The sequence below is a fragment of the Desulfatiglans sp. genome (assembly GCA_012513605.1).
Lineage (GTDB): Bacteria > Desulfobacterota > DSM-4660 > Desulfatiglandales > HGW-15 > JAAZBV01.
Map to the genome: position 1 here is coordinate 32,997 of JAAZBV010000154.1, position 17,307 is coordinate 50,303.

11 protein-coding genes are annotated in these 17,307 nt (G+C 43.8%); 1 reads left to right on the plus strand and 10 read right to left on the minus strand.

From position 1 onward, the window contains the following. The first annotated feature begins 87 nt into the window (after nucleotides 1–87). Nucleotides 88–1,374, plus strand: a complete 1,287-nt coding sequence (locus GX654_20725) for a protein kinase (GenBank protein NLD39287.1) — start codon at nucleotides 88–90, stop codon at nucleotides 1,372–1,374. 11 nt (nucleotides 1,375–1,385) lie between these two features. On the opposite strand, the gene GX654_20730 is transcribed toward GX654_20725, so the two are convergent. From GX654_20730 to GX654_20775, 10 genes are all read right to left on the minus strand, one after another. Continuing rightward, a complete protein-coding gene (locus GX654_20730) occupies nucleotides 1,386–3,374 on the minus strand; it encodes a hypothetical protein (GenBank protein ID NLD39288.1) in 1,989 nt (662 codons plus the stop codon). Between the two features lie 174 nt (nucleotides 3,375–3,548). Further along, a complete protein-coding gene (locus GX654_20735; protein NLD39289.1) occupies nucleotides 3,549–5,810 on the minus strand; it encodes a carbohydrate binding family 9 domain-containing protein in 2,262 nt (753 codons plus the stop codon). Between the two features lie 51 nt (nucleotides 5,811–5,861). Then, complete coding sequence (locus tag GX654_20740) at nucleotides 5,862–6,938, minus strand: DUF4097 family beta strand repeat protein (GenBank protein ID NLD39290.1); 1,077 nt, start codon at nucleotides 6,936–6,938, stop codon at nucleotides 5,862–5,864. Between the two features lie 22 nt (nucleotides 6,939–6,960). Continuing rightward, nucleotides 6,961–7,773, minus strand: coding sequence for a hypothetical protein (locus tag GX654_20745; protein ID NLD39291.1), 813 nt, complete (start codon nucleotides 7,771–7,773; stop codon nucleotides 6,961–6,963). 1 nt (nucleotide 7,774) lies between these two features. Beyond that, nucleotides 7,775–8,296 (minus strand): RNA polymerase sigma factor, encoded by a 522-nt coding sequence (locus tag GX654_20750; protein ID NLD39292.1) that lies wholly within the window; start codon nucleotides 8,294–8,296, stop codon nucleotides 7,775–7,777. 511 nt (nucleotides 8,297–8,807) lie between these two features. Beyond that, entirely contained in the window at nucleotides 8,808–9,950 is a 1,143-nt protein-coding gene (locus tag GX654_20755) for an ATP-binding protein (GenBank protein NLD39293.1), read from the minus strand. A 183-nt stretch (nucleotides 9,951–10,133) separates the two neighbouring features. After that, a complete protein-coding gene (locus GX654_20760; protein ID NLD39294.1) occupies nucleotides 10,134–10,955 on the minus strand; it encodes a 4Fe-4S dicluster domain-containing protein in 822 nt (273 codons plus the stop codon). Between the two features lie 2 nt (nucleotides 10,956–10,957). Then, entirely contained in the window at nucleotides 10,958–13,570 is a 2,613-nt protein-coding gene (locus tag GX654_20765) for a molybdopterin-dependent oxidoreductase (GenBank protein NLD39295.1), read from the minus strand. 216 nt (nucleotides 13,571–13,786) lie between these two features. Beyond that, complete coding sequence (locus GX654_20770) at nucleotides 13,787–14,596, minus strand: 4Fe-4S binding protein (protein ID NLD39296.1); 810 nt, start codon at nucleotides 14,594–14,596, stop codon at nucleotides 13,787–13,789. Beyond that, complete coding sequence (locus GX654_20775; protein NLD39297.1) at nucleotides 14,596–17,208, minus strand: molybdopterin-dependent oxidoreductase; 2,613 nt, start codon at nucleotides 17,206–17,208, stop codon at nucleotides 14,596–14,598. The genes GX654_20770 and GX654_20775 overlap by 1 nt, the downstream gene beginning before the upstream one ends. Nucleotides 17,209–17,307 lie beyond the last annotated feature (99 nt).

The following is a 17,307-nucleotide window of genomic DNA, read 5'->3' on the forward strand; positions in this document are numbered from 1 at the left end:
GACATGATATTTCTGATTTTTTATAGTTTTAAAATTGCCTAAATTTATTTATCGATCATTCATGACCAGTTACTTAATCAGGTGATTATGTCCGAAGATATTGTTCACATAGACCCGAGAAGGCCGGAAGAAAAGAGTGAAAAACGGCTTATAACGGGCGATAAATTCCAGGAGGGGGGGATGTCCCTCCTGATGGATGCCACAGATACAAACCTCATGCGCCGGATAGTCATGAAGATCATGCGGGATGAAAAAATTAAAGACGAGTATGAGCTGAGCCGCATGGTGGTTGAGGCACAAATTACCGCACAACTGGATCACCCCAATATCATCCCCATATATGAGCTCGGGATAGACAAAAAAGAGAGGCTCTTTTTCACTATGAAAAAGGTACGCGGTAAGGTGCTCTATGAACTTATCAATGAAAAGGATCTTTCACAGAGAACAGACAGGGATATATTACGTCTGGTACAGATAATGATCAAGGTATGCGATGCGGTATCCTATGCCCACAGCAAGGGCGTAATACACCGTGACATCAAGCCTGACAATATAATGGTAGGGAGTTTTGGTCAGGTTTACCTCATGGACTGGGGCATTGCCCGTGTCAAAGGAGGTAAAATATCAGTAATAGAACAGATGAACCTGCCGGAGATAAAAAAACGCAAACAGTTCAGCATGCGGGTAGAGGTGCAGGGGAATATATTCGGTACCCCGTGCTATATGTCGCCAGAACAGGCAAGAGGAGATCTTGATAGTGTTGATGAGCGGAGTGATGTCTTTTCAATAGGCGCAACCCTGTATGAGATTCTTACCGGATTACGCCCCATACCCGGAGATTCACTCAGGGATATGGTTATAAATGCAAGGATTTGCGAGATCCAGCCGCCTGACGAAAAGGTGGATTTCCCTCTGCCATTGGGTCTTATTAGAATAACCATGAAGGCCATGAGTAAAAATCCCTCGGATCGTTATCAGTCAGTTGAAGAACTAAAGGATGAGCTGGAAAATTTCCTAGAGGGAAGCGAGCGGTTTCCCGGCCACACATACAGGCCGGGCGCCCTTATTGTACGCGAAGGTGATATTGGACATGAGGCATATATCATAAGATCCGGCGAATGCCGCGCCTTCAAGACCATTAACGGCGAAAAGGTTGAACTCCGCATCATGAAAGCAGGTGATGTGTTTGGTGAAACGGCCATACTGACAGAAAAGCCCAGGTCAGCAAGCGTTGAGGCAGTTGACAACGTGACCGTTGCGGTGATTAAAAGCCAGTACTTCAAGGAGGAGCTGGATACAGGCTCATGGCTTGGCCCATTTATACGCACCCTGGCAGAACGTTTCAGGGAGGCAGACCAGAGGCTGAACCCCTGATCTGTCTTTTTTTACTGAAAAGGATTAAAGCGGCTCTTTTCAGGTATGCCTGCCTTTTTGAGCAATTCTTTATGATATCTTTTGGTCTCCTCACTTATGGGTATCCATGACAAGTATGCTTCTGATGAAAAATAGGGGATTATCCTGAGTATCTCTTTTGCATGGATTCGTGCACGATCCATCTGATCCTCATAGGTATAAATCAGGGTCAGGTATATATGTGCTAGGATATTATTCTGTTCAGGTGGCATTGAAGCCCTTTCAAGGGCCATCTTTGCCCTTTCAAGGTTTAAAAACCCGGTTGGCGATGGGCTTGAATAGGAGATGCCCATAAAAACAAAATTCTGGACCTCAGACCGGGAATCTATATTTAGACCAATCTCATAATGTTTTGCAGACTCATCATATCGTTGCAAAAACAAAAGAGTAAAGCCCAACCCGAAATGGGCATTCTTTGAGTCAGGTGATATTTCTACCCATTTTTTGTAATATTCCAATGCCTTTTCAAGATATTCTGATGCTTTTTCAAGATATCCCAATACCCTTTCACGTTCATACTTCGCCAGATACAACTGCCCTAAAATAGCAAGACTTGCGCCCTTATCAAGGTTTTCTACCGCTTTGGCATCCTTTTCAACCTCATTAAGATATTCTGATACCTTGTTATCGGGTGGCCCTGCAAGGGCTATAAGGATAGAGCTTCTCATGAAATAGACCCATGGGTCAGGCGCTGTTTCTATAAGTTTATCAGCCAGCTCCTTTGCAGTTTTCAGCCTGTCAGGGGTTCTTTCTTTATAGCAACGGTAGAGGATATAGTATGTCTCTGTATACTCTATACTGTCTTTCTTATCAGGGAGAAAGTCAGGTTCACGGCCTCTGTCAAGCAGCCTTGTGCGCACCTCCCTCAAAATAAGCCACATTATTTCGGACTGGAGCGAAAGTATATCCCTCTTTTTCCGGTCATATGTCTCTGTCCAGATATTGTACCCCTGCTCCGCATCGATCAGCTTGACTGAGATCCTCACCTTGCCCTCATCCTGCCGAACACTGCCATCAAGCACATAGCGCACACCCAGCTCTTTACTTACCTCCTGGATCTTTACAGGTTTACCTTTATAGTAAGATGATGAGTTACGGGCCGTGACCATGAGATCAGGGTGTCTTGAAAGCCCTGCGATTATCTCCTCAGTAAGGCCGTCACTGAAATAGTCCTGGTCTTCACTGCCGCTTATATTCACAAATGGAAGCACAGCGATTGTGGATTTTTCAGGCATTGAAAAGGCCAACCTGTCAAGTGAAGTCTGTTGTTCTGTTTTTTGATGGTTGCGGGAATATATTATGAACCCTATTGAACCGGCAGCTGCAATAAACAGAATAAGTATAACGGCAAGGGCTGCTTTCCGTGAAATGCTGCCAAGAAACCTTTTTTCGCCTATCACCTTTCCAGGGGTTTCCACATTGGTAAGCACGCGGTAAACACTTACAGGTTCGGATATATTTTTAAGATTGTGTTCACCAAGGTATTCATACCCGATATTAAGCTTTGATTTCACATGGTCATAAGCTGTTCGTGAAATACAGATTCCGCCGGGTTCGGCAAGAGTCTGAATACGGGCAGCAATGTTGACACCATCGCCATATATGCGTCCATCCTCCTCAATAACATCTCCCAGATTCACACCTATACGGAAATCCATACGATCGTTTTCAGGGAGCTGAGCGTTATAAAACTTCAACCTTGCCTGTATGGTTACAGCGCATTCAACCGCGTTAACTACACTCCCGAACTCAGCAAGTATATTATCACCCGGGGAATCAACAATACGCCCTTCATATTCATTTACAAGTTTTCCAAAAATCCGCCTGCTTTCATCAAGACGTCTTATGGTAACTGCCTCATTTTCTTCCATAAGACGGCTGTAGCCTGCAACATCTGCGCTCAGGATGCCTGTAAGTTTACGTTTATTTCGCTCCTGATTTATGGTTTTAAATTTTTCCATATTATACCGGCTCACTTGTAAAAGTAATACATATGCCTAAACCTATAATGATTTCAGATGAGATGCTGTAAAAGATATTATCTAATAAAGGATAGCATGTCAAAATGTGTTTCTTAAAAAAGTCCCCACCCGGAAACAATGATTTCCCCGTGGGGACATATAAAGACTTGCCTGTTAATTTTGCCAGGCATAGCTCAGTTTTGTAAAAACAGTGAAATTGGTCTTTTTAATACTGTTCATATCCTCATCCTGAAATCCCGTATCAGAATACCCGATAAAAAAACGTGTCTGAGGGTTTATCTTATAGCTGTAAAGCAGCTGGGTCGTAAGACACTTTGATCTTCTGTCAATATCAAAAATGTATAATGATGGATCACGCCTCGTATCCGAATACTGTATAATAGCCCGTAAAAAGCTCCTGATGCCAAACTGGTATGTAAAACGGAGATCGCTCAGGTTTGTAGCATATAATCTATCACCTTCAATATCCATTTCCTGATAGTTATGGCGCAAAGCTACCTGGAAATGCTTTCCCATCTGCATGGTGATTCTGGGCCCCAGGCTGAGAACCCTGCCCAGACGTATATTGTCATAATCAATCTTATCACCATAATTAAGGTCCAGCCCGATCTCCATACCTGCTATTGGCCTCATCTGGGTGTAATAATTTATGTTGTATTCATCAAAGTTGATTCCTCTATATAAATGGTCTTTCTGGGAAAAACTCATAAAAATATAGGACTGCATAGGACCGTCGGCATTTACCAGTATTATCCGCTCGTCCTCAAGATCATCGCCCGATTCACTGTAGGTTTTAATCCAGTCAACGCCCAAATAGACCCTGCTGAACCTGCTTCCCTGGCCAAAGCGCCAGGTATGACCTACCTCGTTATCAAACCGCCTGTAATCCACACGGTTAATAAAACCCATATCTGCCCTGAAATCATCACCATACTCATTGTACCATGATCCCCAGTACCATTTATTGTCAGAGTGTTCATATTTAAATAGGTAAGCGTAATCATCTATTTCGGGTTTCTGCCTATAATCATGCTGGATCTGCTCAGGATACTCGGAAAAGGATTTCATTATCTGCATCTTGATTTTATCGCTCTTTCCAAGGCGGATATTGCCGTCAATACCTGTAAGAGTATTTGAATAATCGTCTGCCCTGCGGTCAGTAAAAATCATCCCCAGGTTTATATTCCGGTCAATATCGAGGCGGTAACGATAAGCCGTATTCGTACTTTTTTCATCCGGGATAGATGCGATGATTGACCCATCCCTGCCAGGGATGGTCAGGGTTGTTATTTCATCATTGGCAAAAAACAGTCCGTATGTATGCGCATCTTTTTTACCCGTGAGTTTAATGCCATATTCCGGTGATGAGATGTTTCGAGTATAGACAAGATTGGCGTGTGTATTGAAATACTCTGCGCCATCCAGGAAAAACTCCCGCCTTTCGGGAAAATACAAAGAGAATGTATTATTCACATTAAGCTGGGCCACATCTGCCTCAACCTGCGAGAAATCAGGGTTTATTGTTGCATTCAGATAAAAATCCTGATTGATTCCCCAGCGTATATCCATGCCTGCTTCAGGATCATATTCAGAATCCCATTTGCCATTTTCAGGTGATAAGCGGTTTCTGGAATAGGAGGCTGTAATTGTCGGGACCACCTGAAGATTTAGCTTCTGCTCCTGCTTTGTGAAGCCCTGTGCCTTTTTAAACTGGCACAGATAGCATGAGAGATTATAATCTTTTGTGTTGTTGCTTAATCTGTGCCGTTTGTCCCTTGGATAGAATCTCAAGATATCAACGCCCCAGGTCTGTTTATCAACGCCTTCTGGAAACCGAAGCTGGCTTAAGGGTATTTTCATTTCTACAACGTACCCCTTATCGGTTATGTTGCCGGCGCTGTCCCATATCGCATTCCAGGAGGTATCTTCATTCTGTACTACATCATCAAAAATAGCATCAGTTTGCACCCCTAATGCATTTGCGAAAAACTCGAATGAACGTCTTTCATCATTAAAGGTATCAATAACTATCCCGACAAAATCATCTCCCCATGATGCGTCCCTGTCTCTATAAAATGCGCGGATCTTTTCTGGTTCGGGGTCAGAGGCTATAAAGGCAAGATAAAAATTTGCCCCATCCTCCATCATCATGGCTTCGGTATCTACCAGCGCGGGAACATTCTGTGACGGAAAGGTCTCATTATCAAGAGATACACTGGAAGCGGCTTCCCATTCCCCTGCATTTATTTCACCATCTATAACCGGCTTTACTTGACTGAATGGTATGTTGTGGCTGATATTAACTTCTCCTGCCTTGGCATAGGGTATCTCTGATAACAGAAGGAGTGCAATAGAACAGATAGCAAGATTGATAATCAGGACATATTTCACATAATTTTTACAGACTTCAAGCATCACATATCACTCCTGTGTTTTCAGGGTTATATATTTTTAAGGATTAAAAGGTTATTCGCCTTTTCGGATATAGATATTCCCATTTATCGTATTGAGATAAACCTTGTTACCGCCCCCGTTAATGCGTGCGGTTATATTGTTTGAATTAAAGAAAGGATTCATGTAATTTTGAAATGCACCACCTTTTCTGCCATCAATTTCCCCACCAAAAACCAGGTCTGTATCAAAACCTGTGTAAACATCCCCATCCATTGTCCGTGCCATGATATCGGCCTTTGCCTCTTTGGGTAAAGTGATATCTATGTCACCATCAACCGTGCTGAAATAGAGTGAACTATCCTTATTAACCCTTTTGAAGGATATGTTTATCTCCCCATCAACTGTGCTTGCAACTGCTTCACCAGTAATATTTTGTGCAGTAATCCTTCCATTTACTGTGCTAACTTCAATAACCCCTGTAAAATCCCTGATGGAAATATTTCCATCGATAATCCCGGTAGAGTGGGCAAATCTGCTTAAACCGGTAACAACCGGGGCAGAAATGGAAATATTTAAATTCTCCTGAATCTTTTGGACAACCTGCTGCATGCTTTTGTCAAACGCATTAAGCTCAGTCTCTTTTTCCTTTAACTCTGCTTCTAATCCTTTAAGCTTTTCTGCTTTCTCTTCAAGCTCACTGTTCTGTTTCTCTGACTGCTTATTCAGTTTTTTGAGATTGAGATTTTGATTTTTTAAAGCAACTCCGTTCCCAAGTTTTAGCGTTATACCGTTCGGGACACTGATATTCAGGTCAACATCATCATTTATTGGACGTGTTATATAGATTATATTGTCCTTTTTATTATTAATTATGTTGAATCCGCCTCCGCGTATCCTTTTCAGCCCTTTTGCCTTTTCATCCCTTGTGTCAGACTCATCAAAGATATCTTTACCTGCAGAAATCAAGACCTTGTCCCCATTATACCCTGTAATATTGAGATCACCATTTCCGCCTATCTGCAAGACCCTTTTGGCAGAAGGGTTTCCAAATTCCAGTTCATTGTTATACTGATTTTCCTTTGCCACGCAGATGCTGGCAGAAACTAAAATAAGAATAATGGTAAATTTGGTTATCATATTTTTTTTCATTTTATCCTCCTGAAACTAAAGACTATATAAACTGTTTCAATGCCTTTTTGGCCCTCTCTTTAACATGCATATTTACCTCAGAATCATTGATAATATTGATCAGGGCAGAAGATGCCTCGGGCTCTTTTATGGTTGCAAGCAGGTCGATCAATGAGACCTGAACCAGTGGTGATGACTGAAGGCCCAGTGATTTTACAAGCTCACGCCTTACATATTCATTGCCGGTAAAATTAGAGAGGGCATTCACGGCAGCCATCCTTACGTTAACATTTGAATCGCTGTTCAATATTAACAGTAATGTAGAGTAAAACTCTTTATCAGTATTTTTTACCATGCCTGTCATGGATAATCCGCGTATCCTTTCTGTCACGGAATTCTGATCAAGTATAGAGCTCATCACCACCTGCTGGAGCTGGTTTACATCTGACTTCAGTTGGACTATCTCATTTTTTGATTCTGTTTTTGACCCGATACTGAAGCCTGTTATAAGGCCGATTATAAGTAAAGCCATTGTTGAAGCAAGCTGAATCACCGGTCGTCTGGGCCACCATGATTCCAGCCATTTTACAAATGACACATGCCATTTTTCATCTTTGGTATTTTTCATGCCAAGGATGTATGAACCAATCATACTATCTATGTTTTTCTTCAGTTGGTCTGAGACCTTTTCCATCTTCAGATCATCCAGATCAAACCATATGGATTTTATAGCCTCCAGTTCAGTGCGACACTCTTCACATGATAAAAGGTGTGAATCTACCTTTTCAGCCTCTTTTTTATCAAGGCTGCCGTCCATGTAATCGATAATCAGCTCTTTTATATTATTGCATTCCATATCATTGCTCCTCTGCAATATTTATAAACTGGGCCTTTAACTCCTGCATTGCCCTGAATATCCGAACCTTTATTGCCCCTACTGTGCACTCGAACATTTCAGCTATCTGACTGTATGGCAATCCTGTATATTTACTTAATATAAGCAACTCCCTGTTATCAGGAGACATCCTTTCAAGCGCCCTTGTCAGGTGCTTTTTATCTGCTTTGGATGCGAGGGCGTTTTCAGGATTGTCGCTGTTTTCATCAGTCTGTTCAGAATCAACCTCCTCATCTGAAACCCTGTTTGTCTTAAAAAAATTTACCTTTTCATTTCTGGCTATTGCGTACATCCACACCCTGAAGTCAGCACCCTCTTTAAATGTATGCCTGTATTTCAGGATTTTATAAAAAACGTTCTGCACAAGATCCTCGCTCTTAAACCGCTCCCTGACCTGTAATTGGAAGTAATTGAACAAACCCTGGGCATGCCTGTCAAAAAGCAACCCCAGCTTATGGACATCACCATCTTTCACCATCAGCATTATTTCACGATCCTCAACCAATTCAGCTCCGGGACAATCTGTATTTTTGTTTATTAATACATCCTCTACAGGAAAAGGTTACACGTGCAATTTAAAAAGGTCAAAATAGATTTACTTATTACAGGTGAAATCACTCTTTCCATTGACAGAAGGCATGTTGAACTTGCCTTGTATTATGCTTGAAGCCCCAGACTTGAGGTGGTGGATCAGAAAAAACGAAGTATGGAATGCTGATCGGTGTGAAAAACAATAAATAATTCTATTTGTTTATAATGGAAAAATGAAAGAGAAGAAACAAAAGGCCCCGTTTTTTCAAGGCCTTTTTTTTAAAAAAAATTAAAGGGATATATCTCCAAGATTGATGTCTGCTGTTGTGGTATCAATCTTTTTGAATGTCTCTTTCTTTTTACCCTTTGTTATCTGGAGGCTGTATTCACCTTCGCCTAATCCTTCAAACTAGAAGTCACCATAGTTTTCGGTCTTGGTATTATGTCTCTTTATGGTATTCCTTTTAAATTATTTTCCCCTGCCACAATTTTTCAAGAAAATCTTTCCAGTGGAGACTATTTATATTCTCATTTTTTGATGCAACAGGATCTTGACTGGTGAGATAGAGGTCTTTAAATATACCCTCTTCATTTAGCGCCTTAAGCCCTTTATAATCAGAAGGGGTTATTCTCTGACTGGATTTCACTTCTATGGCGACATCTTCACCGATTAAAAAATCAACCTCATTACCATGAGTTGATCTCCAGTATGAAAGAGGAGATTTATTTCTTTTGTAACTGAGGTATGCCCTTAATTCCATGCAGATAAATTGCTCAAAACTTTTACCATACAGATCGGAGTTGCGATCAAGAGACTGCGTGCCGGACAGGGTATGAGTAACCCCAGTATCAAAAAAATAGAATTTTCCTGATTTTATTGCCTTTCTCTTTTTTGATTCTGTCCATGCGGGGATCAGAAATCCAACGAGTGTATCTTCCAGAAGTGATATATATTCGCGTACTGTTGATGCAGATATCTGACAGTCATTCCCAAGTTTCGTGAAGTTAACCACCTCGCCATTTGAAAGGGATATTGACTTTAAAAAACGGGCAAAAGGAGGTAGATTTCTTATTAAGCCCTCTGCCATAATCTCCTCTTTCAGATATATGTTTACATAGGCATCAAGCTCCTCGTCCGGATATTCACTCAGATAAACCTGGGGTAAACCGCCATAACGGAGGTATCTTTCAAGTTTAAAATCCGGCAACTCCCTCCATGTTAAAGGAAAAAGCCTTGCCTCCCAGACCCTTCCTGCCAGAAGATTTGCATTGCCTCTCCTGAGTTTTCTGGCGCTGCTTCCAGTCAGTAGAAAGCGAATTTTTCTGTTTTCTATGAGGCGATGGACTTCATTAAGAAGTTCAGGGATGCGCTGTATTTCATCGATTACAACAAGATTTGAACCACCTGCATTAATAATCTCTTCTATTTCATGAGGGGCACCTGACAGCCGGAGAAACAGGCGGGAATCAAGAAGGTCAATAACAAATGGTGAATCTGCTAATTGCTGCTTTATCAGGGTTGATTTACCTGTAGACCTTGGGCCAAACAAAAAAAATGATTTTTTATTAAGTATTTCTTTTAGATCAAGTAATCGTTTTATGAACATTCGACACCATCATCACTGTATTTCCGTATTTTCAGCAATATACTAGTTGATTTTCCAGAAGTCAAGGATAGTGTGCATATAATTATTCAGGGCATTATTAATAAAACAAAGAGCCCCGCCCGGCATATAACACCGGGCGGGGCTCTTGTTTTTGATCTTAAATGGGCTTTACATGAACCCTGATTAAAGGGCTATATCGCCCAGGTTAATGTCTTCAAGGGTAGTATCGAGCTTTTTGAATGTCTCTTTCTTTTTACCCTTTGTTATCTGGAGGCTGTATTCGCCTTCGCCCAGGTTTTCAAACCAGAAGTCACCATAGTTGTCTGTCTTGATGCTGTATGTCTTTCCGGTTGCTGCATTGGTAAGAACACAATCAGCATCCTCTATGATCTCCTTTGCCTTCGGGTCATACACTGTTCCGGCGATAAATCTGCCGGGCAGGTTGAGATAGTATACCCTTGGTTTTACCTGTTTCTTCAGCTCAGGCTTCCAGACCTCTGCCTTGGATATCAGCTTCTTGGCCTCATCTTCATCCATGAACTTCAGTGCGCCTGTCGGACATGCATCAGCGCACCTTGGCTCCACCCAGCCGTCATCCAGAAGATGGGCGCAACCTGTACATTTCTGTGCAAGGTTAAGGTCATCGTTATAGAAAATGGCATCATATGGGCAGACATCCAGACAGTTTCTGCAACCGGAACACTTTACTGAATCAATGATAACGAGGCCGTCTTCCCTCTTGTACAGGGCACCTTCAACCGGACAGGCCTCTATACAGGGTGCATTATCACAATGCATGCACATGTGGGGACGGTATGCAACCTTTACCTTTGGTACTGTACCCCTTACCCGCTCGGTAAGTTCAATCCAGAACTGACCTGCATCTGGCTGAGGTTTGGCTATAGGTGACCAGTCATTACCAACATGCTCATCCTTACATACTATCTGGCAGGCATGACATCCATTACATTTCTTGATATCTATTACAAATACTTTCTTTGACATAATTATTTCCTCCCTTCAACCCAGGCGTCAAACCTAAGACCTGAATCCGGATCATATTCTCTGTTGAAGGCATCAGGGTAATCGTTCATCCATTTACCCATCTGCTCAGGAGTAACCTTTTCGATGTTCACCAGAAAACCGCTTGTGGCCTGGCCTGCGCAGTTCTTTGAAGTAAGCCCTGCAGGTGTAACACAATTGATGGCGCCTCCTCTGTCTAGTTTACCCGGGATAATTGCATCAGCTCTTGCGCCATGGTCTACCGAAACAACCCCTGGCATTACCCTCTCAAAAACCCTGGCGCCGCAAAGTACAGCGCCTCTTTCGTTAAAGACCTTGACTATATCCCCGTCCTTGATCCCTCTTGCCTTGGCATCATTGGGATTGATCCAGCAGGGTTCATATTTATAACCGTCAAAACCCAGAACCTTTCCTGTATATGCCTCTCTTGTCCAGGTTATATCATCGCACTGTGCATGAACCCTCCACCTGCCATGGTTAGACATCAGAAGCAGCGGATAGAGCTTTGCCCTTTCGCTTGATATTCTCTCGTCATGGGTCTCGCTTCTTTCTATCCATTTTGGATATGGCCCGCGCTCCTTATCATCCGGGAAGTGCTTGGCTATACGCTCTGCATAGAATTCAAGCTTTCCTGATGGTGTGGGTAATGGGTTCTTCACAGGGTCCTTGTAGAAATCATAAAGACCTGCAACGTCATCTTCCCAGTCATCGGCAACAGGAAGCACGTAATACCCCTTTTCCTCAAACTCATCATAGCTGATATAGTCGCCAAAACCCAGACCATAAAATACATCCTTGATCAGGTCAGGGACTGATCTTTTCTCTGTAACCTCATCATACATATTGAGTTTTTTGGCAATCTCGCATACCGCCTCATAATTAGATAATGCCTCGCCAATCGGCGGGATAGCCGGTTTCATGCGTACAAGGCTCTGGAAACTTTCGCCGTCCCTTACGCATGGGGAGATGTCATCTGTCTCAACAATGGTCTTAATCGGCAGGATTATATCTGCATAGAGACAGTCATTTTCGAGCCAGGGATGCTGGGCTAGAACAAATTCTATCTTGGGGCTTCTTACGGTGTCAATAACATCGTTACCGCAGTTCCAGCATGTGATACGGCATGGTGTATCTGTCCACATCATATGGATCTCTGTACCGCCCTTCTCCTTGGGTATCGGGTATGAGTATTTTACAAACTGATCAGAGGTTGGAACCTCATGACCGCCAGTACCATAGAAATCAACCTTACCCTCATTGATGGCCTTTTCTATCATTGTCTTGGGGATCATCTGCTTGCCCCATGCGGTAGGTGTTATGCTATGCGGTTTCAACAGCCTGTCACCGTACTTTGTGCCCTTCAGACGCTCAAACATACCCATATGGCTGCCTGTCTTCTTGGAGACGATATTCCTTGGCATGCCCTGATATGAGATCTGAGCCTGATGAACTCCTGGTTTTCCAAGACCACGCATTCCTAAGAGAACGCACTCAAGCCTTGCCGGTTCATGTGCCAGCGGGCCTCTTATCATACCGCCGCCAAAATAGTGGCCTATGGTACAAACCTTCTTTGCCCAGTCCCTTGCAAGGGCCTTAATGGTCCATTCGGGTACGCCACACTTCTTTGACGCCCATTCAGGTGTCTTGGGTTCGCCGTCTTCTTCTCCTAAAACATATGCCTTTATCTTGTCAAAACCTACTGTGTGGGTCTTGATATACTCCTTGTCATAGGTGCCTTCCTTGACCCACATATAGATGATGGCAAGCTGCAGGGCTGCGTCTGTATTGGGCAGCACAGGTATCCACTTGTTTGCATGGATGGCAGCAGCATAGTTCAGGTCAGGGCAGATATATATCTGCTTGATCCCGATCTCAGACCAGAACCTTACAATATTGCTCGCATACTGGCCCCTGAAGCCCCATGGTGTTGTCTCAGGGTCACCGCCCCATACCAGAAGAAGCTGGGTATGTTCAGAGATATCTTTTATTATGTTATTAGCCGGATTCATCATGCCTATAAGGCCTGAGCCCCAGACATGTTTTGATCCCCAGTACCAGCCTTCCCATGAGTCAGGGTTTCTGATCTGCTGGGTAAACCCTCCCATCTTGTCAAGCAGCAGTGATGATGAGCCGTGGGTTGCATGTACAAACATACACTCTCCGTGGCCGTCGCCCTGTATCAGGATTGTACACGGACCGTACTGTTTGTGCAGCCTTCTGATCTCTTTAGCTATGAGATCTGTAGCCTCATCCCATGATATCCTTACAAATTTGCTCTTTCCCCTGTTCTGGGTATTGCGCTCTCCATCCGGATCCCAGTCAACCCTCTTTAACGGGTATTTAATCCTGTTGGGGGAATATACGCGTTTTTTATAGGCAAGGCTGAAAGGTGACGGAAGCGCCTTGTACATGGGCTCAAGGGTCTTCCCATTTTTGGTGATTTTCCATGGATTAAAAGTCTTGGGATCATATTTGGCATCAAAATGAAGAGGCCTTATTCTAACGATCCTGTCATTCTTAACATCAATCGCACATGGGGCCGCGCCAAAAATTCCTCCACTCAATCCAAGAGCCTTGTATACTGTTTTATCAGCCATACTTGCAAGCGGCTCTTTTACCTTTGTTTTTTTTGTCTTTTCTTTTACTTTTCCTACCGACATAGATCCTCCGTTAAAATTATTAATTCCAGACTCCCTTTTAAAGGTTGACTATAGCCTAAATATTATTACCGAAAGTAATATTTAAAGCGAAACCATAACCAACAAACCCTATAGGGTACTGACATGCCAAAATCATAACCCTGTACATTTTTTTTATTTTAACGCTATATCACCAAGATTCCTGTCAATATCCGTGCATATAGAATCAATAGTTACTGATTTCTTTCCCTTTTCAATCTTTAGATTAAACTTGCGATTATCCGATAGCCCCCTGAACCAGAAATCACCCCATGCATTGGTTTCAGCAGCTAACGTCTCCTTGCTTTGGCAGTCAGTAAGAGTACATATAGCGCCGGTGATAACTTCCTTTTCCTTTGGATCATAGAGTGTGCCTGCAACCCATTTTTTGGGTGTATTAAGATAATAAACCCTTGTCTTGAGTTTAACTTCGGGTTTAATCGGCTCGGCCTTTGTTATGTATTTTTTAAGATCCTTTTCTTCACCGAATCTGAGAGCATCAGTGGGGCAGTTATCAACACACCTTGGAACCTCCCATCCATCATCAAGGAGATGGGCGCACCCTGTGCATTTCTGCGCAATATTAAGACCATTGTTCATGAATATGGCATCATATGGGCAGACATCCATGCAGAGCTTGCAGCCTGTGCATTTTTCAGGGTCAATAATAACAAGGCCATCTTCTCTCTTATAGATTGCATCTGCTTTGCATGCCTTCATGCAGGGGGCATCAGCGCAGTGCATGCAGAGCATGGGTACATAGGTTACCATAACCTTGGGCACGGTTCCCCTTACTGTCTCTTTTATTCCAAGCCAGAAATGGCCCGTATCGGGCTGAGGTTTTGCATAGGGAGTCCAGTCATTGCCAACATGCTCATCCTTGCAGGCTATCTGGCAGGCATAACAGCCGTTACATACTGAAAGATCAATAACAAATGCCTTCATTATTTTTCTCCTCCCTCTAACCATGCGTTTACACAAAGTCCGGATGCAGGGTCATACTCCCTTTCAAACGCCTCCGGGTAGTCTCTTCTCCACTGGTCCATCTCCTCCATGCTCAACCTTTCCACCTGTACCAGATAGGCGGTTGTGGCCTGGCCCACTGCATTTCTGGAGGATGTGCCTGAACCGGATATGGTGTTGATTGCACCGCCTCTGTCTATTTCACCTACCTTGATCATGTCGACCCTTGCGCCGTGATCCATGTATGCCACATTGGGCCTAATCCTCTCTGTAACATAGGCGCCCGCAAGCACAATGCCCCTTTCGTTAAACACCTTGACTATATCACCATGTTTTATCCCCCGCTTTTCTGCCTCTGAGGTGTGTATCCAGCAGGGTTCATACATGTAGCCGTCCCAGCCCCTGATCTTGCATGTAGGCGCCTCACGTGTCCAGGAAATATCATCCGCCTGTGCATGCACCCTCCACCTGCCGTGATTACTCATGAGGATGAGCGGGAACATCTTGGCCCGTTCGCTTGATAATCTTTCATCATGGGTGGGCCCCTTTTCAATCCATTTTGGCACAGGGGGCCTCTCCTTGTCATGGGGGAAATTCTTTGCAAGGGCCTCTGAATAGAACTCAAGCTTTCCTGTTGGCGTTGGCAGCGGATTCTTCTCAGGGTCATCATAGAATTTCCTTAGCCCCGGGGAGTCATCCTCCCAGTCATCAGCCACATTGTAGAGGTAATAGCCCTTTTCCCTGAACTCCTTCCATGTGGTGAGTTTATCCAGGCGCATGTTTGCAAACATCTCCATTTTCAGGTCTTCATCTGTCTTGCCGCCTGTCATGGCCTTTTCCATACCGAGCTTCTTTGCCACCTCAAGAACCACCTCATAGTTGCTCTTGGATTCCCCCACAGGTTCTATGGCCTGATCACACAGTGCAACATTGGGTATGGATGTGCCGCCCCTGATGCTCGATACTATATCGCTTACCTCCATATGTGTATTTGAGGGAAGGATAATATCCGAAAAGAGGGTATCATTTTCCATCCAGGGGTGCTGTGTTACCACACATTCTATCTTCGGATTTCTTAGTGCAAGCTCTGTTGCATTTCCGTTGTTCCAGCAGGTAGTGCGGCACGGGGTGTCAGACCATATCATATGGATCTCTGTGCCCCCCTCCTTTTTTGGAATAGGATATACATACTTCTTGAACTGATCCTTTGTATCCACCTCTATGGCGCCTGAGCCGTAGAACGTCATTGGCTCACTGGCCTCGATCGCATCATGTATATATGTCTTTGGAATAAGCTGTTTCTGCCATGCGTTGATGGTTGTTAAGCTTGGAGTTCTTAACCTGTCCGCAAGGTCAGGGTTCCAGAAGAATGTGCCCGAAAGCCCGTTTGACCTTGGAAGCCCAAAATAGGTGATCTGATGATGATGCCTGCCTGGCCCGCCAAGGCCCTGCATGCCTAAGAGACATACCTCAAGACGTCCGGGCTCGTGGCTGAATGGCCCCCTTACGTAGCCACCCCCAAAATAGTGGGCAATGGATGTAACCTTTTTGGCAAACTGTCTTGCCAGGGCCTTGATCGTCCATTCAGACACACCGCATTTTTTAGATGCCCATTCTGGTGTCTTGGGTACATCATCCTCTTCTTCGCCCATAACATATGCCTTGAACTTATCAAAACCTATTACATGGGTCTTTACATATTCCTTGTTGTAGGTGCCTTCCTTTATCCAGGTGTAAGCGATTGCGAGCTGAAGAGCGGCATCTGTATTAGGTAAAACAGGTATCCATTTATCAGCGTGAACTGCACATCCATAGTTAACATCAGGGCATATATAGACCTGCTCTATGCCGGCCTCTTTCCAGAAATAGGTGAGGCGGCTTGGCATCTGCCCTGTAAAACCCCATGGTGTGGTCTCAGGATCACAGCCCCAGAAGAGCACCATCTCAGCATGTTCTGTCGTATCCTTTACAATATTTCCAGCCGGGAACATACCACCCTGAATACCCTGGCCCCATACATGTTTACTGCCCCAGTACCAGCCTTCCCATGAATCAGGGTTTCTTACCTGCTGTGTAAAGCCGCCCATTTTGTCAAGGAGGGAGCCTGAATGGCCGTGAGGGGTATGTATGGTCATGCACTCGCCGTGGCCATCTCCCTGAACCAGTATCCCGTAAGGACCGTACTGTTTATGAATCCTCTTTATCTCTTTAGCCAGGATATCGGTTGCCTCATCCCATGATATCCTTACATATTTGCTTTTTCCCCTGTTCTGGGGGTTGCGTTCACCATCAGGGTCCCAGTCCACCCTTTTCATGGGGAATTTGATTCTGTTTGGAGAGTATACGCGTTTTTTATAGGCAAGGGAAAATGGCCCGGGAAGTGATTTCCATGGCTGTTCAAAGACTTTTCCGTTCCTTTCCATCTTCCATGTCTTAATATCCTCTTTTTTATATTTCCAGTCGTAATGGAAGGGCCTGACTCTAACGATCTTGCCATCCTTGACATCAACCACTCCCTCACTACTGCCCCCTAGAAGCCCGCCCAGACCCAGAGCCCTTATAACTGTTTTATCTTTAGTCTTCCGGGACGCCATAGAAACCTCCTTAATATAGTTGTTATTTTAAGACATGTTCTATCTATACTACTAAAACAATATATTTTGCAACTACACTTTTAGACAGAAACTGGTTCT